The sequence below is a fragment of the Microbacterium sp. LMI13-1-1.1 genome (assembly GCF_040815625.1).
Lineage (GTDB): Bacteria > Actinomycetota > Actinomycetes > Actinomycetales > Microbacteriaceae > Microbacterium > Microbacterium forte.
Genome location: NZ_JBFPNL010000007.1, coordinates 27878 through 49883, shown reverse-complemented (window position 1 = coordinate 49883; position 22006 = coordinate 27878). Strand labels below are relative to the sequence as shown.

General features: G+C 68.8%; 16 protein-coding genes. 10 read left to right on the top strand and 6 right to left on the bottom strand.

The features are described 5' to 3' along the window. Positions 1-46: 46 nt before the first annotated feature. Both MRBLMI13_RS16525 and MRBLMI13_RS16520 read right to left on the bottom strand, forming a co-directional pair. Positions 47-901, bottom strand: coding sequence for an alpha/beta fold hydrolase (locus tag MRBLMI13_RS16525; protein ID WP_367823949.1), 855 nt, complete (start codon positions 899-901; stop codon positions 47-49). A gap of 55 nt (positions 902-956) precedes the next feature. Continuing rightward, positions 957-1694, bottom strand: coding sequence for a copper homeostasis protein CutC (locus tag MRBLMI13_RS16520; RefSeq protein ID WP_367823947.1), 738 nt, complete (start codon positions 1692-1694; stop codon positions 957-959). Positions 1695-1775: 81 nt separating this feature from the next. On the opposite strand from MRBLMI13_RS16520, the gene MRBLMI13_RS16515 reads away from it, so the two are divergent. From MRBLMI13_RS16515 to MRBLMI13_RS16505, 3 genes are all read left to right on the top strand, one after another. Then, complete coding sequence (locus tag MRBLMI13_RS16515) at positions 1776-2216, top strand: MarR family winged helix-turn-helix transcriptional regulator (protein WP_367823945.1); 441 nt, start codon at positions 1776-1778, stop codon at positions 2214-2216. Positions 2217-2221: 5 nt separating this feature from the next. Next, entirely contained in the window at positions 2222-3577 is a 1356-nt protein-coding gene (locus MRBLMI13_RS16510; RefSeq protein WP_367824210.1) for an MFS transporter, read from the top strand. 62 nt (positions 3578-3639) lie between these two features. Continuing rightward, the gene (locus tag MRBLMI13_RS16505) at positions 3640-4068 is read left to right on the top strand and encodes a hypothetical protein (protein WP_042537854.1); all 429 of its coding nucleotides are present in this window, start codon (positions 3640-3642) and stop codon (positions 4066-4068) included. Positions 4069-4161: 93 nt separating this feature from the next. On the opposite strand, the gene MRBLMI13_RS16500 is transcribed toward MRBLMI13_RS16505, so the two are convergent. Next, positions 4162-4713 carry a hypothetical protein gene (locus MRBLMI13_RS16500; RefSeq protein WP_309691433.1) on the bottom strand — a complete coding sequence of 184 codons (552 nt, stop codon included), beginning with the start codon at positions 4711-4713 and terminating at the stop codon, positions 4162-4164. Positions 4714-4845: 132 nt separating this feature from the next. On the opposite strand from MRBLMI13_RS16500, the gene MRBLMI13_RS16495 reads away from it, so the two are divergent. Next, the gene (locus MRBLMI13_RS16495) at positions 4846-7380 is read left to right on the top strand and encodes a LuxR C-terminal-related transcriptional regulator (protein ID WP_367823942.1); all 2535 of its coding nucleotides are present in this window, start codon (positions 4846-4848) and stop codon (positions 7378-7380) included. 108 nt (positions 7381-7488) lie between these two features. Here the strand turns inward: MRBLMI13_RS16495 and MRBLMI13_RS16490 are convergent, their stop codons facing one another. Beyond that, positions 7489-12681: a beta strand repeat-containing protein gene (locus MRBLMI13_RS16490; RefSeq protein ID WP_367823940.1), complete on the bottom strand. Its 5193-nt coding sequence runs from the start codon at positions 12679-12681 to the stop codon at positions 7489-7491. Between the two features lie 326 nt (positions 12682-13007). On the opposite strand from MRBLMI13_RS16490, the gene MRBLMI13_RS16485 reads away from it, so the two are divergent. From MRBLMI13_RS16485 to MRBLMI13_RS16460, 6 genes are all read left to right on the top strand, one after another. After that, positions 13008-13943 (top strand): ABC transporter substrate-binding protein, encoded by a 936-nt coding sequence (locus tag MRBLMI13_RS16485; protein ID WP_367823938.1) that lies wholly within the window; start codon positions 13008-13010, stop codon positions 13941-13943. Next, the gene (locus MRBLMI13_RS16480; protein WP_367823937.1) at positions 13940-14992 is read left to right on the top strand and encodes an iron chelate uptake ABC transporter family permease subunit; all 1053 of its coding nucleotides are present in this window, start codon (positions 13940-13942) and stop codon (positions 14990-14992) included. The genes MRBLMI13_RS16485 and MRBLMI13_RS16480 overlap by 4 nt, the downstream gene beginning before the upstream one ends. After that, positions 14989-16053 (top strand): FecCD family ABC transporter permease, encoded by a 1065-nt coding sequence (locus MRBLMI13_RS16475; protein ID WP_367823936.1) that lies wholly within the window; start codon positions 14989-14991, stop codon positions 16051-16053. The genes MRBLMI13_RS16480 and MRBLMI13_RS16475 overlap by 4 nt, the downstream gene beginning before the upstream one ends. Continuing rightward, positions 16046-16882, top strand: coding sequence for an ABC transporter ATP-binding protein (locus MRBLMI13_RS16470; RefSeq protein WP_367823934.1), 837 nt, complete (start codon positions 16046-16048; stop codon positions 16880-16882). The genes MRBLMI13_RS16475 and MRBLMI13_RS16470 overlap by 8 nt, the downstream gene beginning before the upstream one ends. Next, a complete protein-coding gene (locus MRBLMI13_RS16465) occupies positions 16879-17730 on the top strand; it encodes a siderophore-interacting protein (protein ID WP_367823932.1) in 852 nt (283 codons plus the stop codon). Before MRBLMI13_RS16470 ends, MRBLMI13_RS16465 begins: the two co-directional genes overlap by 4 nt. Positions 17731-17793: 63 nt before the next feature. After that, positions 17794-18792, top strand: coding sequence for a hypothetical protein (locus MRBLMI13_RS16460; protein WP_367823930.1), 999 nt, complete (start codon positions 17794-17796; stop codon positions 18790-18792). A 68-nt stretch (positions 18793-18860) separates the two neighbouring features. On the opposite strand, the gene nrdF is transcribed toward MRBLMI13_RS16460, so the two are convergent. Both nrdF and nrdE read right to left on the bottom strand, forming a co-directional pair. Beyond that, positions 18861-19841: a class 1b ribonucleoside-diphosphate reductase subunit beta gene (gene nrdF, locus MRBLMI13_RS16455; protein ID WP_042537843.1), complete on the bottom strand. Its 981-nt coding sequence runs from the start codon at positions 19839-19841 to the stop codon at positions 18861-18863. Between the two features lie 33 nt (positions 19842-19874). Next, positions 19875-21995 carry a class 1b ribonucleoside-diphosphate reductase subunit alpha gene (gene nrdE, locus MRBLMI13_RS16450; protein WP_042537901.1) on the bottom strand — a complete coding sequence of 707 codons (2121 nt, stop codon included), beginning with the start codon at positions 21993-21995 and terminating at the stop codon, positions 19875-19877. Positions 21996-22006 lie beyond the last annotated feature (11 nt).

The following is a 22006-nucleotide window of genomic DNA, read 5'->3' as shown; positions in this document are numbered from 1 at the left end:
TGCTCGCTCAACGACCGGACAGAAACCCGCTCCGCCGCACGACGTCTCAGCGCGGAGGTATGCGGGTGTCGAGCCACGACAGGATGTCGGCCCTGACCTCGTCCTGCTGCAGCTCGTTGAAGATCTCGTGACGCGCATCGGGGTAGACGAGCGTCGTGATGTCGGTGAGCCCCGATCGCGTGCGGTACTCGTCGGCGAGCTTGTGCACGCTGCGGGGGCCGCCGACCGGGTCGTCGCGGCCGACGAGCAGCAGCAGCGGGATGTCGCGGCCGAGGTCCTTGCGCGGGCGACCGTAGAGCTTGGCCGCTTCTACGGGTCCGAACAGCTTCAGAAGCGGCTGATCCGTGGTGAGCGGATCCTCGTCGAACGAGGTCCACACGGCGGGGTCGCGACTCAGCCATTCGAGGCCGGTGGCGTCGTCCGCCGCCCAGCGGGCGTTGAGCGGTGCCGCGTTGAGCGATCCGGGTGTGCGCAGAGCCGACCCCGAGAGGATCACGGCGTCCCACGCCTCGGGGTGGTCGTTCACCAGCATCTGCGCGAGGAACGATCCCCACGAGTGTCCGAGCAGCACGAGCGGAAGGTCGGGGTGCTCGTCCTTGATGATGCCGGTGAGCTGCCAGACCGCCGCCTGCGCCGCGCGCAGTCCGCCCTTGCCGAGGCGGCCGAGCTTGGCGGGGCCTCCGTGCTGGCGGATGCCGGTGCGACCGTGCCCTCGGTGATCGTCGGCGTAGACGATGAAGCCGGCCTCGGTCAGCGCGGCGATCAGCGCCCCGTAGCGCCCGGCGTGCTCTCCCACGCCGTGCAGCAGCTGCACGACTCCCCGCGCATCGCCCACCGCCGGGTGCACGTCGTAGACGATGGCGATGCCGTCGGCATCCGTGAATTCGCGCGTATCGGTCACGCCCCCACCCTACTGAGAGTGCGCGACATGCGTCAGGCCGAACGCCCGAGGCGCCTCAGCTCGAGAGTGCGGCGATGACGCCCTGGGCGATCTCGAGGTCGGTGATCTCGTATCCGCCGACGCCGTCGGAGGCCGATCCCATCCGCACGCCGCCGTCTTCGTGCACCATGCGCTTCGCGGAGAAGTGCAGGGCGTCGACGCCGGCGGCGACCAGGTCGGCCGCACTGGCGGCGTCCACTCCACTCCCCGCCATGATCTCGATCTCTCCGGCTGCCTCGGCGACGAGCGCGCGCAGCGTGTCGATGCCGTCGATCGCGACCGAGGCGCCGCCCGAGGTGAGCACCCGGCGCAGGCCGAGATCGCGTGCGGCGGCGAGCGTCGCGACGGGGTCCGGGGTCACGTCGATCGCACGGTGCAGGGTGACGGATGCGCCGTCTGCGGCGTCGCGCAGTCGGCGCATGGCGGGGATGTCGAGCAGTCCCTCGTCATCCAGGGCACCGATCACGACACCGTCGGCGCCTGCCTCGATCGCACGGCGGACGTCGCTCTCGGCGATCATGATCTCGTCGGCGGTGTAGCGGAAACCGCCGGCCCGAGGGCGGACGAGCACATGCACCTCGACGCCCACGGCTCGCGCCGCATCGATCGACAGGTCGAGGGTCGCCGGCGACGGAGTGAGGCCGCCGAGAGCGAGAGCCTGAGCCAGTTCGACGCGCGCTGCGCCGATGGTCCCGGCGATGCGCACTCCGGTGGGGTCCTGTACGGCGAGCTCGAAGGCAACGGATCGGGTCATGCGTCCATTCTGGCCTGTCGGCGGTGGCCTGCCCGACGCGCGCTTTCCATCGCGGCCACAATTACTTAGACTGTCTAAGTAATGTCTGCGACCGATGAATCCCTCCACCTCACCGCGACAGACCTGCGCATGGCGACGTTCCGACTCGCACGGCGCCTCCGCTCGGCCCGTGCCGTCGACGCGATGAGCGACGCGCAGCTCGCGGTGCTGGCGACCCTGCGCATGCACGGCCGCCGCACGATCACAGCCCTGGCCGAACGCGAGCGGGTCACCGCACCCTCGATGACGAACATGATCAACGGGCTCGAAGAGCAGGGATTCGTGCTCCGCACTCCGGATGCCGAAGACCGCCGTCGCGTGCAGGTCGACATCACCGAGGCGGGCACCGAGATCGTGGCGCAGACCATCAAGCGCCGCGACGAGCTGCTGGCCGAGATGCTCGGCGAACTGGACTTCACCGAGCAGGAACTGACGACGCTGCGAGAAGCGAGCGCCCTGATGCGAAAGGTGGTCGACCGATGAGCGCGATGTTCCGTTCGTTCTCGAACATCAACTACCGCATCTGGTTCGCCGGCGCCCTCGTCTCGAACATCGGTGGCTGGATGCAGGCGACCGCGCAGGACTGGGTCGTGCTCACCGAGCTCACCGACAACGACGCCGCGGCCATGGGGTTCACGATGGCGCTGCAGTTCGGTCCGCCGCTGGTGCTGGTGAGCCTCACCGGATGGGTCGCCGACCGCTTCGAGCGCCGACGCATCCTGCTCGCCACTCAGAGCGCACTGCTGCTTCTCGCGATCGCCGTGGGCGTCCTGCTGCTCAACGGCGTGATGACCCTGCCGATGATGTTCTGCTTCGCCGCCGCGTTCGGTGTCGTCAACGCCTTCGACGCACCCGCGCGGCAGGCGTTCGTCTCCGACATGGTCTCGGCCGGCGACACGTCGAACGCGGTCGCCCTCAACTCGGCATCCTTCAACCTGGCCCGCATGATCGGCCCCGCCGTCGGCGGCCTGCTGATCGTGGCGATCGGCTCCGGGTGGGTGTTCATCGCGAATGCCGTGACGTTCCTCGCAATGCTCGTCGCGCTGATGCTGCTGCGCACCGGGCAGTTGGCGCCGCGTCTCAAGAACCGCCGGACCGGCGGCCTCGCCGAGGGCTTCCGGTATGTCTGGGGTCGCAGCGACCTGCGGGTCGTCTTCGTGACGGTGTTCCTGATCGGCGCGTTCGGCATGAACTTCCCGATCTTCGCCTCGACCATGGCGATCGAGTTCGGGGCCGGGGCCGACGGCTACGGAGTGCTGAGCTCGGTGCTCGCGATCGGCTCGCTCGCCGGGGCGCTGCTGGCGGCCAGGCGCGACCGCGCGCGCGTGCGCGTCGTGGTCTTCGCGGCGGGCGGTTTCGGAGTCGCGGCCTTCATCTCCGCATCCATGCCGACGTATCTGTCGTACGCGATCACGCTGACGTTCACCGGCTTCATGATCGTGACGCTGCTCACGACGGCCAACGGATACGTGCAGATGACCACCACCCCGGCGCTGCGAGGGCGCGTGCTCGCGCTGTACATGGCCGTGATCATGGGCTCGACTCCGGTCGGCGCTCCCATCGCCGGGTGGGTGGCCGACACCTTCGGCCCGCGCGTGGCGATCATGCTCGGAGGCACCGCGGGCTTCGTCGCCTGTGCGATCGGCGCGATCTGGATCTTCACCTCCGGCCGACTGCACCGCTCGGAGGACAGCCGATTCCTGATGACGCTCGACGAGACCAGGCCGCTGAACGTCGTCGACCGCGCCGACATCGTCGAGAAGGCAGACCCGGTCGAGTTCAGCGATGAAGCGGCCGTCACGACGCCGATCCGCACCTCGAAGAAGGACGACTCGGAGTTCTGAGCGGGTGACTGCGGTTTGTCAATGCCCTCCACGTGCGGGCGGGGCGGACGTACGTTCGCCGCATGGACCAGAACACAGGACGCACCCCGCACGCCGAAGAGCCCGCCGAAGGTTCTCCTGAGCAGAACCCTCAGCACAACACCGCGCCCGATGGGCAGTCGTCCGTCGAGCGCGACGAGCTCCACGGCAACGCCCAGGGCTCGACCCAGGGCGGTGCCATCCAGGGCGACAGCTCGCACGGCGACTCCCCGCGCGGAGCCATCCAGGGCGACGCCGACGAAGAGAACGCTCAGGGCGCAGCCCAGGGTGGCGCGATCCAGGGCGACAGCTCACACGGAGAATCGCCTCGCGGCGCCATTCAGGGCGACGCCAGCCCCGACCGCGACGCGGCCCTCGGCGGCGACGAAAACACCGAACAGCAGCTGACCGCCGACAACGAGGTCGAGGAAGACGCTCTGCGCGCGCTCGACCCGGACGACGCTCCCGCCTGAGCGCCGACTGGTCTCAGGCTGCAGGACAGATGAAGGGGGCGGATGCTGCGGCATCCGCCCCCTTCATCATGTCCTGATGCAGGAGCGCATCGCTCAGCGAATCGTTCCGGCACGCACGAGCAACCGCCGCACTCCGATGACGCCCCCGGCCACCGCCAGCTCGCCGACGATGCGAGCACCGAGCGTCGCGGCCAGAACCCCTGGCACCAGGTGCTCGGGCGAGAACACCGGCAGTGCGACGAGGAACAGCACGACGCCGGCGGCCGCGCCGGCGAGGAGGATGCGGCGTGCGCTCGCCACTCTTCCCCGCTGCAGCGGCAGGACGAGATCCAGCACGAGGGCCGCACACACCATCGGCACCGCGGCGAGCGGGCCGATCGGCGAGACCACCGACGTCAGCAGCCCCGTGACCGCGGCAGTGAACGTGGCCATGCCGGGTGTGCGGGTGACCACGCGGGCGAGCAGCGGCATCGCGGTGTGCACGGCGGCGACGAGAGCGTAGGCGGGGGGCGACGACACGGCGAGCAACGAGGTGATGGGCACGACCATGACGAAGATCAACGCCTGAACCGCAGCGAATGCTGCGCTGATGAGCAACGCACTCGTCGGCGCGCGCCTCACGGTTCTCGGTCGCGCCTCATCCATCTCACCAGACTAGGTCCGCGCACACCGTGGGATTCACTCATCGGCCTTCCCGGTCGCGCGAAGATGGCCCGCATCACCCGGTCGCCGATGTTTCGGAATATCGTAGAGACGCACACGATCCGGGGAGGGACGATGCCAGCATCCGCCATGCCCGTGCCCGTGTTCGTCGACGTGCCTCGCCTGCCGAGGGATGTCGCCTCGCGACCGAGGCTGGTGGCGGCGTTGGAGAACGACAGCCCGCTGACGGTGCTGCGCGGTGCGTCGGGACTCGGCAAGACGGTCGCACTCGCTGAATGGTCGCGCACCACCGCGTCGACGGTCGTCTGGGTCACGGTCGACGAGACGAGAACCGGCAGCGCCGAACTCGCCCACGCTGCTCTGCGCGCGATGGCTCGCCGGGGTCTGACTTCGCCGCCCGACGAGACGCTCACGCACCCGTGGCGTGCCGTCGCGCAGTGCCTGAACGAGACCTCGGAAGATGTCGTCCTCGTGCTCGACGATGCCGCGAGCCTGCCACGAGAGAGCGTCTTCGACCTATGTCAGTCTCTCGCCGCCACCCACGGCGCACGTGTGATCGCGGCGACGAACCGGCGCAGCGCCTTCGATGGCGACGGCTTGAGCCTGGTGATCGATCGCACGCTGATCGGGCCTGACGAGCTGCTCTTCGACGTCGAGGAGATCTCCCGGACGCTCGGAGTCGACGAGTCCGACGCAGAGGACATCCGCGCGGCGAGCGGGGGGTTCCCTGCTCTGATCCACGCGGCGTCGAAGAGGTCAGCGCTCGGCGACGACCCGTCGTCGGCGATCGAGGCCGCCTCCCCCGCGGCCGAGGAGTACATGCAGTCGCGCCTCGAGCGCTCGGGCGTCGATGCCGACGCCCGCACGGCGTGGGTGCGCATCAGCGTCGCGGATGCCGTCGACGTCGCCTCCGCGCGGGCGCTGTCGGGCGTGGACGAGATCGAGCGCGCTCTCGATGACGCAGAGGCCTTCGGGTTCGGCAGCTGGTCGGCTGATCGCCTGTTCTCCTTCGCCCCGGTCGTCCGGACGCTGCTGCGCCGCGAGCTCGTGCGATCGCACACGGACGAGCTCTCGCATCTCATGCACCTGGCGGTCGAGGGCGCACTCCAGCGCCGAGCACCGCTCGATGCCCTGCAGCTCGCCATGGAGTACGACGACCTCCCCCTCGCGTCGCACGTGATCATGTCGGGATGGAGCCAGCTGCTCGAGCACCACGGTCCGGCCGCCGTCCGGCTGCTGCGCCGCCTTCCGGTGTCGCGACTCAAGGACCAGCCGCTCATCGCCATGCTGCTCGCCATCTGCTACAACGCCAGCAATCTGCGGCGTCTGCGCGGCCTGCAGCTGATGCGGGTGGCGATCTCGGCGGCGAACTCGCGACGCAACAACGTGCCGACGACCGAACGAGTCTTCATCTGGGCTGCCGAGAGCGCCGCTCTGCGCCTCATCGGGATGACGGAGCGCGCCGCCCAGGTCGCTGCCAGAGCGCTGGCCCTCTACCGCGAGACGCCGGAGTCGGTATGGCAGCCGTATGCCCTGGAGATGCCCCTGCTCTGCACGCACCTCGGCATCTCCCTCTACTACGGCGGGCGTGAGGATGCCGCGATCGAGTGCTTCGAGAACGCGGCGGCGCTCGCAGCGTCCCGCGACCTGAGCAAGGCCTTCCACAGCATCGCGCTGCTCAGCGGCATCCACGCCCTGAACGGCGACATGCCCGAAGCGCGCCATTACGCCGAGCTGATCCGCGAGAGCGCGTGGGAGCAGCATCAGCGCGACGGCTACCGCGGCACTTTCTATCGCGTCGCTGAGGCGCTGCTCGCCATCGAGGACGGCGACGTGGCGGCGGCTCGCGAACACGTCCGCGTGTTCGGCCCGCACCGCTCGACCAGCGAGCACTGGGCGACGATGGGCCTCGCCGAGGCATGGGTCGCTCTGCACGAGGGCAGGGCCGCGGCCGGACTCGAGCAGCTGGAATCCCTGCGACGCCTGAGAAGGCGCGAGACGTCGGGCACCCACGCACGGCACGTGCTCAGCCGCGCACGGGCTCTGCTGCATCTCGCCGTCGGCGACGTGGCTGCGGCGCGCGCGACGCTGCGCCATGATGCCAAGCCCGACGAGTTCGGCACGATCGTCGAACGCGCGCGCCTCGCGCTGTTCGAGGGCGAGGCCTCCGATGCGGCCCGGATGCTGGCGCAGACGCGACAGGTGCCGCAGACCTCACGTCAGCGCGCTGAAGCGGCGGCCATCCAGGTCGCGGCCCTGCGCAGAACCGCCGGCGCGACCACGGCCGCGAAGGCGGCAGCGGCCCTGCGCATCCAGCTCGACGATCGGGAGCTGACGACGCCGGTCGCGCTGTTCGGCCCCGAAGACGTCGAGCTGCTGCAGGACGCACTCGCGATCCGCGATTCCGAGCGTCTCGCGACCGCGGTGCTCCCCGCGACCTCGGAGCGCCCGCGCCTGTCGGCCCGCGAGCGCGTCGTGCTGCGCGCACTCACCTCCGGAGCATCTCTGCAGTCGATCGCCGCCGACCTGAACGTGTCGCAGAACACCCTGAAGACGCAGCTGCGGAGCATCTATCGCAAGCTCGACGCCCGCAATCGTGCAGACGCGATCGAGCAGGCCGCGAATCACGACCTGCTCACCGACCACTGAGCCTCCGCCGCAGCGCTGCCTTCACCACAGGGCAGTCGTGCCACGACGCCGAGAGGCCCTCGGCACCTGAGGGGGCAGGTTCCGAGGGCCTCTCTTCGTGCGGGTCGCTCAGCCGATCGCTGCGCGACGGCGCAGGATCAGGAGCGCTGCTCCCCCCAGGAGCAGGGTCAGCGCGAGCACCAGCACCCAGGGTGCGAGCTGACCGCCCGTGATCGCCAGCGGGGACTGGACGGGATGAGCGGTGGCGCTCTCGACGGCCGGCAGCGGCTCGCTCCCCGGGCTCACCGCCAACGCCGTGGCCACGTTCTCGAGCGTGGCACCGGCGGCATCGGCGTCGACGGTCACCGAGTAGGTGATCGTCACCGTCTCACCCTCGGCGAGCCCGCCGACCCAGTGCAGCTCGGCGCCCGTCACCACGGGTGCCTCGACCGCGTGTCCCCCGACGGTCGCGCTGACGACGCCGGTGAGCGCTGCGTGATCCAGCACCTTGGCGAGATCGTCGGTGACGACGACCTCGCCGAGGTCGATCTCGCCGGTGTTGACGCCGGTCAGCGTGTAGGTGACCACGCTGCCCACGGCCACAGCCGTTCCGGAATCCACGTTCGCGGTCTTCGCGAAGGTGAAGCCAGGAGCGCCGACACGGTGCTCGGTCGATGCCGGAGGCGGTGTGAGCTCGTCACCGCCGGGGGCGATGGCGCTGCCCTCGGCCACGTTCGAGATCGTCTCACCGCCCGCGTCGGCATCCACCGTCACGGAGTACGTGATCGCGATCCGCTCGCCGACCGCGAGAGCCCCCTGCCATGAGAGTTCGTCACCGTCGACGGTGGGCGCCGCGACGGCCGTGCCGTCCACGGCGGCCGCCACATCGCCGTTGTAGGCGGCGTGAGCGAGAACGTTCGACAGGTCGTCACTGATCGTCACCGGGTCGAGCGCGGTCGCGCCGGTGTTGATGCCCGTCACCGTGTAGGTGATGACGCTTCCCGGGTCGACGCGGGTCCCCGAGACCGGGTCGGCCGTCTTGACGAGCTCGAATCCGGGCTCGTTGATCGGGTTCACCGTGACCGCAGGAGGCGTCTCGATCGGCGGCACTCCTCCGGGAGGAGTCGCGCTGCCCGTCACCGAGTTCTGGAGCGTCTCGCCACCGGCATCGCCGTTCACCGTCACCGAGTAGGTGATCGTGACCGTCTCGCCGATCTCGAGCGCGCCGGTCCACGAGAGCGTCTCGCCCGCGAGTGCCGGAGCAGCCGCCGGCGCACCGTCGACCAGGGCGACCGCGTCGTCGTTGAACTCGGCATCGTCGAGCACTCCGGACAGGTCGTCGACGATGGCGACGGGGTCGAGCGCGGTCTCGCCGGTGTTCACGCCCGTCACCGTGTAGGTGACGACGGCGCCGGGGTCGACGGCCGTGCCCGGAGCAGGCGCGGCGCTCTTCGACACCGAGAAACCGGGCTCGTTGACCGGGTTCGAGGTCGTGACCGGAGGAGGTGCGATCTCCTCGCCGCCCGGCGGCGTCGCGACGGCGGTCGCCGAGTTCTCGAGCAGTTCGCCGGCGGCATCCGGTCTGACCGTCACCGAGTAGGCGATGGTGACCGTCTGTCCGACGGCGAGCGCACCCGTCCAGGAGAGCTCGTCGCCGTCGACCACGGCGGGCGCGGCCGTGCCACCGACGATCGCCACGACGGGATCGCCGTCGAGCGAGCTGTGATCGAGAACCCCGGAGAGGTCGTCGACGATCTCGACGCTGTCGAGCGCCGTCTCACCGGTGTTCACGCCGGTCAACACGTAGGTGATCACGTCACCCGGATCCAGGGCGGTTCCAGCTGCCGGATCGGCCGTCTTCGAGAACTCGAAGCCGGGCACGTTGACCGGGTGCTCGGTGATCACGGTCGGCGGGACGATCGGCGTGCCCGGTGTCGTCGGGCTCTCGGGATCGCTCGGGTCGGTCGGCACCAGCGGGGTCGCCTCGCCCGTCACCGTGTTCGTGATGGTCGCGCCACCGGCGCCGCCGTCGACGGTCACCGAGTAGGTGATCACGACGTTCTCACCCGGCTCGAGAGAACCGGTCCAGACGAGGGCGCTGTCGGCCACCGTGGCGGTGCCGCGGGTGGCAGCCACATCGTCGTTGTACGAGGCGTTCGCCAGCGCACCGGCGAGGTCGTCCGAGATCTCCGCCGGGTCGAGCACGGTGTCACCCGTGTTCGTGCCGGTCACGGTGTACTCGATCACGCTGCCGGGGTCGACGTTCGTTCCCGATGCCGGGTCGGCGGTCTTGCTGACCTCGAATCCGGGGGCGACGACCGGATGCTGGGTCGACGCCGACGGCGGTGACACCGGCGTGCCCGGGGTGGTCGGGCTCTCCGGGTCGGTCGGGTCCGACGGGATCAGCGGCGTGGCCGCACCCTCGGCGGTGTTGCGGAGCAGCACGCCGGTCGCGTCGTCATCCACGGTCACCGTGTAGGTGATCACGACGTCATCGCCGGCACCGAGCGCGCCCGTCCAGCTGAGCTGGAACCCGGTCACGTCGACCGTGCCTGTCGTCGCCGACACATCGCCGTTGTAGGCGGCGTTCGCGAGAACGGCCGAGAGGTCGTCGGTGATCGCCGCGGGGTCGAGCACGGTGTTGCCCGTGTTCGTTCCCGTGACCGTGTACTCGATGGTGTCGCCAGGGCTCACTGCCGTGCCCGATGCGGGGTCTGCGGTCTTGATGACCTCGAAGCCGGTGTCGACGACGGGGTGCGTGGTCTCGACCTGCGGCGGAGTGATCGGCGTTCCGGGGGTGGTCGGGCCCTCGGGGTCGCTCGGGTCCACTGGGATGCGCGGTGTGGCCTCGCCGTTCACGACGTTGCGGAGCAGAGCACTCTCGACGCCGGCATCGACGGTGACCGAGTAGCGGATCGTGACGGACTCGCCCTGCGGGATGGCTCCCGTCCAGGTCAGCGTGCCGTCGGCCACATCGGCGCTGCCGCGGTCGGCCGTCACGTCGTCGTTGTACGCGGCGTCGTCGAGCACTGCCGCGAGGTCGTCGGCGATGGTGACCGGCGAGAGGTCGGTGTCGCCGGTGTTGGTTCCGGTGACCGTGTACTCGATCGTGTCACCGGCCGAGACGGCGGTGCCCGATGCGGGGTCCGCGGTCTTGCTGATGGTGAAGCCCGATCCGAGCACGGGGTGCTCGGTGACCGACGTCGGAGGGACGATCGGCTCGCCGGGGGTCTGCGGGCCCGTGGGGTCGGCAGGGTTCGGGGTCGTCGGGGTGGCTGTGCCAGAGGCGACGTTGCTGAGCACCTCGCCGGAGGCGTCTTCAGCGACGGTCACCGAGTAGGTGATCGTCACGGTCTGACCGGCCTGCAGCGTGCCGCTCCATGCGAGGTCGGTGCCGGCGAGGGTGGCTCCCCCGGTGAGCACCGGGATGCCGTCGATCGCGGTCGCGATGTCGGCGTTGTACTCGGCGTGCGCGAGCACCTCGGCGAGGTCGTCGGCGATGGATGCCGGGGCGAGGGTGGTCGCGCCGGTGTTGGTGCCGGTCACGGTGTAGTCGATGACCTGGCCCGGCTGCACCACGGTGCCGGAGGTGGGGTCGGCGGTCTTGGTGACGGTGAAGCCCGCGACCGGGTGCTCGGTCGTGACGGCGGGCGGGACGATCGGGTCGCCACCGGGAGGCGTGCCCGAGGCGGTCACGCTGTTGGCGATGGTCTCACCTTCGACGTCGTCATCGACGATGACGGAGTAGGTGAACGTCATGATCTGCCCCGGTTCGAGGGCGCCCGTCCACGTGAGCATGTCGCCCGTGATGGCGGCACCGCTGTCGACGAGATCGATGCCGTCGACGGTCGTCGCGAGGTCGTCCTGATACTCGGCGAACGAGAAGACGCCGCTCAGGTCGTCGGCGACCTCGACGTCATCCAGCACCGTGTTCCCGGTGTTCTCCACGGCGACCTGGTACGTGATCCGCTGCCCTGCCTGGACGGCCGTGCCGTCTGCCGGGTCGGAGGTCTTGCGCAGGTCGAGCCCGGGAGCCAGGCGGAGGTTGGAGTAGGTGCAGGTGACGTCGGTGCCGAGAGCTCCCGCAGGCTGGGTGACCTCGCCCGTCGCGCTCACGGCCACGGGTGTGGTCGAGCCGTCGGGGTTGATCTGCTCGCACACGAGAGAGGTGTCGTAGCCGGTCAGATCGGCGGTTCCTGCGGCGGCCTCGGTGAGGCCGAACGTATCGCCCTGGTTCGTGAAGACCGGACCGGCGTAGTCCGGCTGCAGGCCCGGCTCGTCACCGGTCGTGGTGTTCGCGGTCTGCGCGACGCTGTACTCCGCAGGCGCCTGGATGCCGAGGGTGAACTGGTCGGTCGGCGCGTGGCGCCCCTCGGGCAGGTCCTTCTTGAGCGTGAGCGTGTTCGGGAAGGTGCAGCTCGACATGTCGGTCGGCGCGAAGCTGCCGAGCGAGGTCGTGTTGACCGTCTGACCCCGGGGGAGGTCGACCTCGATGATGCGGCTGCCGCCGCCCGAGACCGAGACGAAGAGGTGTCCTCGGTTGCCGAAGGCGATGCCGTTGCCCTGCACACCGGCGCCCATGTCGTGCACCTGCTTGGCGTCGAGGGTGGCCGTGCTCGACTCGAGCGCGGTGGGCAGGTCGGCCGAGTAGATGTACTGGTCGGCGACGAGGACCAGCTGTCCGGATGCGCTGAAGGCCATGTCGCCGTTCGCACCGAAGGCGCTGCTGCCGTCGGTGGGGCGCAGGGTGCCGACCTGGACGTAGGTCTGCGGGGTGACGCTCTCGTTCCAGGCGTAGATGTTGATCGCGTTGTCAGCGGTGCCGCTCGCGAAGTAGTAGACCCCGGTCACCGGGTTGACTGCGCCTCGCAGCACCGCGGAGCTGAGGGTGAACGACGTGCGCGTGGTCTGGTCGGTGACCCGGTCGTGCTTCGCCAGCACCTTGTTCGACGACGTGTTCGTGACCGTGTACGCATAGCGACCGCCGGCCGAGATGCCGAGACCGTTGTCGGAGTGGTCGGTGCCGAAGCTGACCGTGCCCAGCGTGCCGCCGTCACCGGGCGCGCCGCCCTGCTCGTTCACCGCGAACTCGCGGATCTCCGTCGAGCTCTGCACGAAGACCGCTCCGGGTGTGCAGAGGAACGGATCGGCTGCTGCCGCCGGGCCGGCCGTGACCGTGCCGCCGACGAAGATCATCGACGACGCGACGACCGCGGTGGTGACGATGCCGCTGACGAGCTTGCGTGCAGCCCTCCCCCAGCGTGGCGTCGCCTGCTCTGTCTCGGTCGGTTGATGGCGCTTTCGCGCACCACGAATACTCACGACTGCTCTCCCCTGGTCGCATCCGGTGCGCGCTCGCGCACACGGGGCCCGCCACCCCCTTCGGCGGCATCCCTGGAGCGCTGTCGACTGACCGCGCGCTCGAATCGGGCCTTCGCAAGACTGCCGTGCTGGCGGGTTCCTACCCGCGCGAAGGGGCTGAATTCACCCCCGGTTTTCACCCCTTGCCCTGGGGCACGCGAGCAGCACCGGAGGCCTGGGTGGGAGCGTCATATTGCGCGGGTGAAGAGCGGGACTGTTAGGGTTGCCTAACCAACATTGATCCGATCGATGTCGTTCCCCTCCCCGGTCCCGAAAGGTCATTCACCATGCCCTCCCGCCTCCGCCGTCGTGCCTCCACGACCCTCGCCGCCTCAGCGTGCGCGCTGATCCTGCTCGCCGGCTGCGCCCCTGAGCCGACCGCCGCCACCGATGCGTCGGGCGAATCCGCCGGCACTCACGACGTCGAGCATGCCCGCGGCACCACGGCGGTCCCCGACGAACCCCAGCGCGTGGTGACTCTGGAACCGCTCGAGCTCGACACTGCCGTCGCGGTCGGCATCGAGCCGGTCGGCGCGGCGGTCGCGAGCAACGTCGCGGGTGCGCCTGCGTACCTCGGAGCCGACGGTGTCGAGCCCGTGGGCACGGTTCCCGAACCGGACCTCGAGGCCATCGCCGCGCTCGAACCCGACCTGATCCTCGGAACCGAGGCCCGGCACTCCGAGCTCTACGAGCAGCTCTCCGCCATCGCCCCCACAGTGTTCATCGAGACGCAGGCCGACCCCTGGCGAGACAACGCGATGCTCATCGGCGAAGCACTGGGCCGCGAAGAGGAGGTCGCCGATCTGCTCTCGAAAGTCGACGAGCGCTGCGAGTCGCTGGCCGACGAGTACGCGGTCGACGGCGAGACCGCGCAGCTGATCCGTCCCCGCGACGAGACGACCCTCAGCCTCTACGGACCGGTGTCGTTCTCGGGCAGCCTCCTCGAATGCGCCGGGTTCACGATCCCCGAACAGGAGTGGGCCGACGGCCTGCAGGCCGACATCTCGCCCGAGAACATCGTCTCGGCGGAAGCCGACCACGTGTTCGTCACCGTGACCGACGTCGACGACGCCTCGGAGATCCCCGCCGCGATCACACAGAACGCCGCGGCCTTCCCCTCGGTCACCCCTGTCGACACGAGCTACTGGGTGTCGGGCGTCGGGCCGAAGGGCGCGCAGGCCGTGCTCGACGACATCGAGGCGTACCTCGAAGAGAGCCGGTGACCGCTCTCGCCTCGGTCGAGACATCGGGGGCTCCGCATGTGCGGGGTCCCCGACGCGGCGTTCGAGCTGTCGGCTGTGCGATCGTCCTCCTCGCTGCACTCGCAGTCGCTGTCGTCCTCTCCCTCGCGATCGGCGCCAATCCCCTCTCCCCCGAGGCTGTCTGGACGACACTGCGCGGCGGGGGCACTCCGGAGACGGACTACGTCCTGTTCGAGTTGCGCATACCTCGGACCGTCACGGGGCTCGTCGCCGGTGCGGCGCTGGGCGTGGCCGGCGCTCTCATCCAGGCCTTCACCCGCAATCCGCTCGCCGACCCGGGCATCCTCGGCGTGAACGCCGGCGCCGCGCTCGCGGTCGCCCTCGGGGTGAGCCTGCTCGGGCTGCGTGACGTGTCGCAGTTCGTCTGGCTCGCCTTCCTCGGGGCGCTCATCGTCACGGTCGCCGTCTACCTCATCGGCTCGGCCGGGCGCGGGTCCGCCGATCCGCTCCGCCTCACGCTCGCCGGAGTCGCACTCGGAGCCGTGCTCTCGGGCATCACCACCGGCATCTCCCTCAGCGACCCCGATGCCTTCGACTCGATGCGCAGCTGGAACGCCGGATCGCTCCTCGGACGTGGCTTCGACGTGATCGTTCCGGTTCTCCCGTTCGTCGCTGCCGGGCTCGTGCTCGCGCTGCTGCTCGGTCCAGGTCTGAACGCCGTCGGCCTCGGCGAAGACGTCGCGCGGGCACAGGGCGCGAACGTCGCCGGCATCCGCATCGGGGTGATCATCGCCGTCACGCTGCTCGCTGGTGCAGCCACCGCCCTCGCCGGGCCGATCGCGTTCATCGGATTGATGGTGCCGCACGTGATCCGCTGGACGTTCGGCGTCGATCAGCGGGTGATCCTGCCGCTCTCCGCGGTGCTGGCACCCGTGATCCTGCTTCTCGCCGACGTCCTCGGTCGGGTCATCATCGCCCCGGCGGAGGTGCCGGTCGGAATCGTCGCGGCGTTCATCGGCGCGCCGGTGCTGATCGTGCTGGCGCGGCAGCGCAGAGCGAGCGCACTGTGAGCGCATCGACCACCTCGGCACCCGTCGACGCCGCCGGCGCGAAGATGATCCTCCACCTGGGGCCGCTGCGGATGCCGGTGCGCCGGCGCAGCCTCCTCATCGGTCTCCTGGCCTCGGCCGCTCTGGGTGTCCTGGGAATCCTGGCGCTGGGAATGGGAAGCTATCCGCTCACCCCGCAGCAGGTCGTGGAGACTCTCCTCGGCGGGGGCGACGCCATGCACCGCACGGTCGTGATCGACTGGCGACTTCCTCGGGCACTCGCGGGGATCACGATCGGCGCCCTCCTCGGCATCGCCGGTGCGCTGTTCCAGACCGTCACGAGGAATCCGCTGGCGAGTCCCGACATCCTGGGCCTGTCCAATGGCGCCTTCACGGGCATGCTCATCGCACTGGTGCTCGTCTCGAGCAGCTGGCCGGTGCTCACCGCCGGATCTCTCATCGGCGGATTCGCGACGGCTCTGGTGATCTGGCTGCTCTCCGCACGAGGCGGCGTGCAGGGCTTCCGCCTCATCGTCGTGGGCATCGGCGTCTCGGCGGTCCTCGCGTCGCTGAACACCTGGATGCTCCTGCAGATCGAGCTGGAGACCGCGATGTTCGCCTCGGCCTGGGGCACCGGGTCGCTGAACGGCGTCAGCGCGGGTCCGCTCGCGGGAGCGCTGCTGTGCGCGCTGCCGTTCGCCGTCGCAGCCCTCGTGCTCGTGCCGCGCCTGCGTCAGCTCGAGCTGGGCGACGACATGGCCGCAGCCACAGGGGCTCGGCCGGGCCGGATCCGGGCCGTCGCGCTGCTCATCGGCGTGGCGCTCGTGGCCGCCGCGACGACCGTCGCCGGCCCCGTGGCGTTCGTCGCTCTCGCCGCGCCGCAGATCGCGCGCCTCGTGGCCCGCACGCCGCACCTCTCGCTGATGCTGTCGGCACTGTTCGGAGGAGTCCTCCTGCTCGGCGCCGACCTCATCGCACAGCACCTGCTGCCCACCGCCCTGCCCGTCGGCGTCGTAACCGTGTCGGTCGGCGGCGCCTACCTCGTCCTGATGATCGTCCTGGAGATCCGCCGCCGTGCCTGAGAACCCGTCCTCGCCCGATCCCACCGCCACCTCGCGCCTGAGAGCAGAGCGGATCACGCTCACATACGACCGCACCGAGATCCTCCGCGACCTCTCTGTCACCGTGCCGGCTGGAGGCTTCACGGTGATCATCGGGCCGAACGCCTGCGGCAAGTCCACGCTGCTGCGCGGCCTGTCGCGCCTGCTGCCGCCCTCGAGCGGGCGCGTCGTGCTCGACGGCAAGTCGATCAGCGAGTACCCGGCGAAGGAGGTTGCCCGCCGGCTGGGGCTGCTGCCGCAGAGCGCGACAGCCCCGGACGGCATCACCGTGGCCGACCTCGTCGCCCGCGGCCGCTACCCGCATCAGAACCTGATGCGCCAATGGTCCGATGCCGACGAGAGGGCCGTGCAGCACGCTCTCGACGCGACCGGCACCGCGGACCTCGCCTCCCGCCCGGTGGACGCACTCTCGGGGGGCCAGCGTCAGCGCGTCTGGGTCGCCCTGGTCCTCGCGCAGGAGACCGACCTGCTGCTGCTCGACGAGCCGACCACATTCCTCGACGTCGCCCACCAGGTGGATCTCATGGAACTGCTCGCGCATCTCAACGCCCAGGGCCGCACCCTCGTCGCCGTGCTGCACGACCTCAATCACGCCGCGCGGTATGCGAGCCACATCATCGCGATGCGCGAGGGGCGCATCGTCGCCGAGGGCCCGCCGAGTGAGGTGATCACGAGCGAACGGGTGCAGCAGGTGTTCGGCCTCGCGAACGTCGTGATCGACGACCCTGTCACCGGAGGACCGCTGGTCGTGCCGTTGCGCGGGTCGACTCCCGCCGGAGTGCGATCGTGACCGCCGAGCGCCCCTGGGCCTACAGCGCCTTCCCGGTCGAGGTGCGAGCGCGGGTGATGCTCAGTCCGCACTTCGTCAGGTTGACTCTGGGCGGAGAGAGTCTGCGGAACTTCGCCGGCTGGGGCACGGATCAGCGGATCAAAGTCGTGCTGCCTCTGGCAGACGGCAGCATCGCCGACTTCGGACTGCTCGACGAGCCGACACCGCATCCCTCCGACTGGTATGCACGGTGGCGCGCGCTGCCCGAGGACGAGCGCAATGTGCTCCGCACGTACACGCCGTCCGCGATCCGGTCGGAGGTCGGCGAGATCGACATCGACTTCTTCCTCCACGAACCAGCCGGCCCCGCGTCGGCATGGGCGGCCGCGGCGGCCCCGGGTGACCGCCTCGTCGTCAACGGGCCGGACGCGCGGATGGGGTGGACCGGGTACGGGCTGCACTGGCATCCGGGCGACGCGCAGCGGTTCCTGATCGTCGCCGACGAGACGGCGTTCCCGGCAGTGCGCGGCATCCTCGATTCCCTCGCGCCGGACGCCCGCGCCGAGGTCTTCCTGGAATGCGGTGACGCCGCCGATGATCTCGTCTCGCCGGCGGCCCCCGACACGGCGCGCGTGCACCGTGTGCTCCGCGATGCCGGAGACTCGGAGGCGATCGAACGGGCCGTGCACGCGTGGGGCGCCGTCCACGGTGCGTCCGCCCGCGACGACACCGCCTTCTACGCGTGGATAGCGGGTGAGTCGAGCACGACCACGGGCATTCGCCGGTACCTGACCTCCCGCCTCGGCATCGCGAAGGACCGCGTCTCCTTCCTCGGCTACTGGCGGAGAGGCGGCCCACTCGTCGGGTGATCCCGGAAGACGGCAATCGCAGAAGCCGATGCGGCCGATGCGAGGCGGGTGTAGGTTGCGGAGATGGAGCCGATCCGAGTGGGCCTCGTGGCCGACCCGGCTTCGCCCACTACCGTCGCGCGTCGGATGACCGACCTCACGCCACCGCTCGCCGCTGCGGCCGACAGCTGGATCGTCGAACTCGTCAGCGAGCCGTTCACCCTCGGGTCTGAAGACGTCGACGTCGCCCTCGAGCGGCTACGTGCGCATGCCGAGCAGAACGGGTGGGATCTCGTCATCGGCGTCACCGAGCTTCCGCTTCGCGACGATGACGGCCGCTACCTGCTGGCGGCGATCGATCCTCGTCGCCAGTCCGCGGTGCTGTCGCTGCCCGCCCTGGGCGGGTTCCGGGTGCAGAGCCGCGCCCGCCACGCGGTGCGGGGACTCGTCGACGGGATGGCCGAGCCCGCCTCGCCGGAGGAGCAGCGCCTGCCGCTGCCCGGACTCAGTGCCCGCGGGCGCGTGCTTCTGGGGATGGTGCTGGCCAACCGTCCGTGGCTGCTCGCCGCTGGGCTCAAGTCCGCGCTGGTCGCAGCGCTGGCGACCGGCGCGGTGGCGACGATCGAACCGACCGTGTGGTCGCTCGCCAGCTCACTCTCGGGCTGGCGTCTGGTGGCGGCGACTGTGGCCTCCATCACGATCATCATCGCGTGGATCGTGATCGACGGCAGGCTCTGGGACCGTCCAGACGACGACTCACTCCAGGCCCGTGAGAGATCCCGTCTCTACAACACCTCGACGCTGCTGACCCTGACCATCGGCATCGTCATCTGCTATCTGGCGCTGTACGTCGTGAATCTGGCCTGGGCGCTCTTCGTGCTCGACACGTCGGTGATGAGCGAGTCCCTCGGCCGAACCGTCGACGTCGGCGATCTGTTCGTGCTCACCTGGTTCGTCGCGTCGGCGGCGACACTCGGCGGGGCATTGGGAACGGGCCTGGAGTCCGACGATGCCATCCGCGCCGCCACCTACTCGAAGCGGGAAGAGGAGCGCCGAGCCCGCCTGTCCGACGAGCGCGCCTGAGGCGGCGACGACATGACGAAGGGGCGGATGCCGCAGCATCCGCCCATTCATCATGTTCAACGTGTGACTCAGAAGTCCCAGTCGTCGTCTTCCGTGGCCTCGGCCTTGCCGATGACGTAGGAGGAGCCGGACCCCGAGAAGAAGTCGTGGTTCTCGTCGGCGTTCGGCGAGAGCGCCGACAGGATCGCCGGGTTCACGTTCGTGACGGTCGAGGGGAACATCGCTTCGTAGCCGAGGTTCATCAGCGCCTTGTTGGCGTTGTAGTGCAGGAACTTCTTGACGTCCTCTGTCAGACCGACGCCGTCGTAGAGGTCCTGCGTGTACTGCACCTCGTTGTCGTAGAGCTCGAACAGCAGGTTGAAGGTGTAGTCCTTCAGCTCCTGGCGGCGCTCTTCGGTCTCGTTCTCGAGACCCTTCTGGAACTTGTAGCCGATGTAGTACCCGTGCACGGCCTCGTCACGGATGATGAGGCGGATCAGATCGGCCGTGTTCGTCAGCTTCGCCTTGGACGACCAGTAGATCGGCAGGTAGAAGCCCGAGTAGAACAGGAACGACTCGAGCAGGGTCGAGGCGACCTTGCGCTTGAGCGGGTCGTCACCCTGGTAGTAATCCATGATGATCTGAGCCTTCTTCTGAAGGTTCGGGTTCTCCGTGGACCAGCGGAAGGCCTCGTCGATCTCCTTCGTCGACGCGAGCGTCGAGAAGATCGAGGAGTAGCTCTTCGCGTGCACCGACTCCATGAACGCGATGTTCGTGTACACCGCCTCTTCGTGAGGGGTGATCGCGTCGGGGATCAGCGAGACGGCGCCGACCGTGCCCTGGATCGTGTCGAGCAGAGTCAGACCGGTGAAGACGCGCATGGTGAGCAGCTGCTCGTCGGGCGTCAGCGTGTTCCACGACTGGACGTCGTTCGACAGCGGCACCTTCTCGGGCAGCCAGAAGTTGTTCACCAGACGGTTCCAGACCTCGAGGTCCTTGTCGTCCTGGATGCGGTTCCAGTTGATCGCCTGAACGCTGTCGACAAGCTTGAGCGGGGGGTGAGGAGTCATTGTTCTTCGTCGTTTCCTGTGGTCAGAGCCGGATCAGAGCATGCACGAGACGCACTCGGTCATGTCGGTGCCCTCGAGCGCCATCTGACGCAGACGGATGTAGTAGATCGTCTTGATACCCTTGCGCCATGCGTAGATCTGAGCCTTGTTGATGTCACGCGTCGTGGCGGTGTCCTTGAAGAACAGCGTCAGCGACAGGCCCTGGTCGACGTGCTGGGTGGCGGCGGCGTAGGTGTCGATGACCTTCTCGTAGCCGATCTCGTATGCGTCCTGGTAGTACTCCAGGTTGTCGTTCGTCATGAACGGCGCCGGGTAGTAGACGCGGCCGAGCTTGCCTTCCTTGCGGATCTCGATCTTCGAGGCGATCGGGTGGATCGACGACGTCGAGTTGTTGATGTACGAGATCGAACCGGTCGGGGGCACCGCCTGCAGGTTCTGGTTGTAGATGCCGTGCTCCTGGATCGACGACTTCAGCGCCACCCAGTCAGCCTGCGTCGGGATGTGCTTGCCCGCGAAGAGCTCCTTGACCTTCTCGGTCTCGGGCACCCAGGCGCGCTCGATGTACTTGTCGAAGAACTCCCCCGACGCGTACGTCGAGTCCTCGAAGCCGTCGAAGGCCTGCTTGCGCTCGATCGCGATGTTGTTCGAGGCGCGCAGCGCGTGGAACAGCACCGTGTAGAAGTAGATGTTCGTGAAGTCGATGCCCTCTTCGGAGCCGTAGTGGACGTGCTCGCGAGCGAGGAAGCCGTGCAGGTTCATCTGACCGAGGCCGATCGCGTGCGAACGGTCGTTGCCGTCTTCGATCGAGCGGACCGAGCGGATGTGGCTCTGGTCGCTCACCGCGCTCAGCGCGCGGATCGCCGTCTCGACCGTCTGGCCCAGGTCATCGGCATCCATCGACAGCGCGATGTTCATCGAGCCGAGGTTGCAGGAGATGTCCTTGCCGATCTGGTCGTACGACAGGTCGTCGTTGTACGTGGTCGGCGTGTTCACCTGCAGGATCTCGCTGCAGAGGTTCGACATGTTGATGCGGCCCTTGATCGGGTTGGCCTTGTTCACCGTGTCCTCGAACATGATGTACGGGTAGCCCGACTCGAACTGGATCTCGGCGATCGTCTGGAAGAACTCGCGCGCGTTGATCTTGGTCTTCTTGATGCGCGGGTTGTCGACCATCTCGCGGTACTTCTCGGTGACCGAGATGTCGCCGAAGGGAACTCCGTAGACCTTCTCGACGTCGTACGGCGAGAAGAGGTACATGTCCTCGCCGTTCTTGGCGAGCTCGAACGTGATGTCGGGAACCACGACGCCGAGCGACAGCGTCTTGATGCGGATCTTCTCGTCGGCGTTCTCACGCTTGGTGTCGAGGAAGCGCATGATGTCGGGGTGGTGCGCGTTGAGGTACACCGCTCCGGCACCCTGACGGGCGCCGAGCTGGTTGGCGTAGCTGAAGCTGTCTTCGAGGAGCTTCATCACGGGGATGATGCCCGAGGACTGGTTCTCGATCTGCTTGATCGGAGCGCCGGCCTCACGGATGTTCGAGAGCAGCAGAGCGACGCCGCCGCCGCGCTTGGAGAGCTGGAGAGCGGAGTTGATGCCGCGGGCGATCGACTCCATGTTGTCTTCGATGCGCAGCAGGAAGCAGCTGACGAGCTCGCCGCGCTGGGCCTTGCCCGAGTTGAGGAAGGTCGGCGTCGCGGGCTGGAAACGGCCGGAGATGATCTCCTCGACCAGGGCGACCGCGAGGTTCTCGTCGCCGCCGGCGAGGCCGAGGGCTGTCATCACGACGCGGTCTTCGAAGCGCTCGAGGTAGCGCTTGCCGTCGAACGTCTTGAGCGTGTAGCTCGTGTAGTACTTGAAGGCGCCGAGGAACGTCTCGAACCGGAACTTCTTGCTGTAGGCGAGGTCGTTGAGCTTCTGGATGAACTCGAGCGAGTACTGCTCGATCACGGCGGGCTCGTAGTACTCCTTCTCGACCAGGTAGTCGAGACGCTCCTTGAGCGAGTGGAAGAACACCGTGTTCTGGTTGACGTGCTGCAGGAAGTACTCGCGTGCCGCCCGCTTGTCGGCGTCGAACTGGATCTTCCCGTTCGCGTCGTACAGGTTCAGCATCGCGTTGAGGGCGTGATAGTCCAGGCCCTCGTAGGTCGGGTTCATCTTGAACGCCA

Excerpts from the sequence above, each read along its gene's own strand:
- MRBLMI13_RS16520 (WP_367823947.1), bottom strand. The coding sequence starts at position 1,694 with ATGACCCGATCCGTTGCCTTCGAGCTCGCCGTACAGGACCCCACCGGA.
- MRBLMI13_RS16515 (WP_367823945.1), top strand. The coding sequence starts at position 1,776 with ATGTCTGCGACCGATGAATCCCTCCACCTCACCGCGACAGACCTGCGC.
- MRBLMI13_RS16510 (WP_367824210.1), top strand. The coding sequence starts at position 2,222 with ATGTTCCGTTCGTTCTCGAACATCAACTACCGCATCTGGTTCGCCGGC.
- MRBLMI13_RS16505 (WP_042537854.1), top strand. The coding sequence starts at position 3,640 with ATGGACCAGAACACAGGACGCACCCCGCACGCCGAAGAGCCCGCCGAA.
- MRBLMI13_RS16500 (WP_309691433.1), bottom strand. The coding sequence starts at position 4,713 with ATGGATGAGGCGCGACCGAGAACCGTGAGGCGCGCGCCGACGAGTGCG.
- MRBLMI13_RS16495 (WP_367823942.1), top strand. The coding sequence starts at position 4,846 with ATGCCAGCATCCGCCATGCCCGTGCCCGTGTTCGTCGACGTGCCTCGC.
- MRBLMI13_RS16485 (WP_367823938.1), top strand. The coding sequence starts at position 13,008 with ATGCCCTCCCGCCTCCGCCGTCGTGCCTCCACGACCCTCGCCGCCTCA.
- MRBLMI13_RS16460 (WP_367823930.1), top strand. The coding sequence starts at position 17,794 with ATGGAGCCGATCCGAGTGGGCCTCGTGGCCGACCCGGCTTCGCCCACT.
- nrdF (WP_042537843.1), bottom strand. The coding sequence starts at position 19,841 with ATGACTCCTCACCCCCCGCTCAAGCTTGTCGACAGCGTTCAGGCGATC.
- nrdE (WP_042537901.1), bottom strand. The coding sequence starts at position 21,995 with ATGAACCCGACCTACGAGGGCCTGGACTATCACGCCCTCAACGCGATG.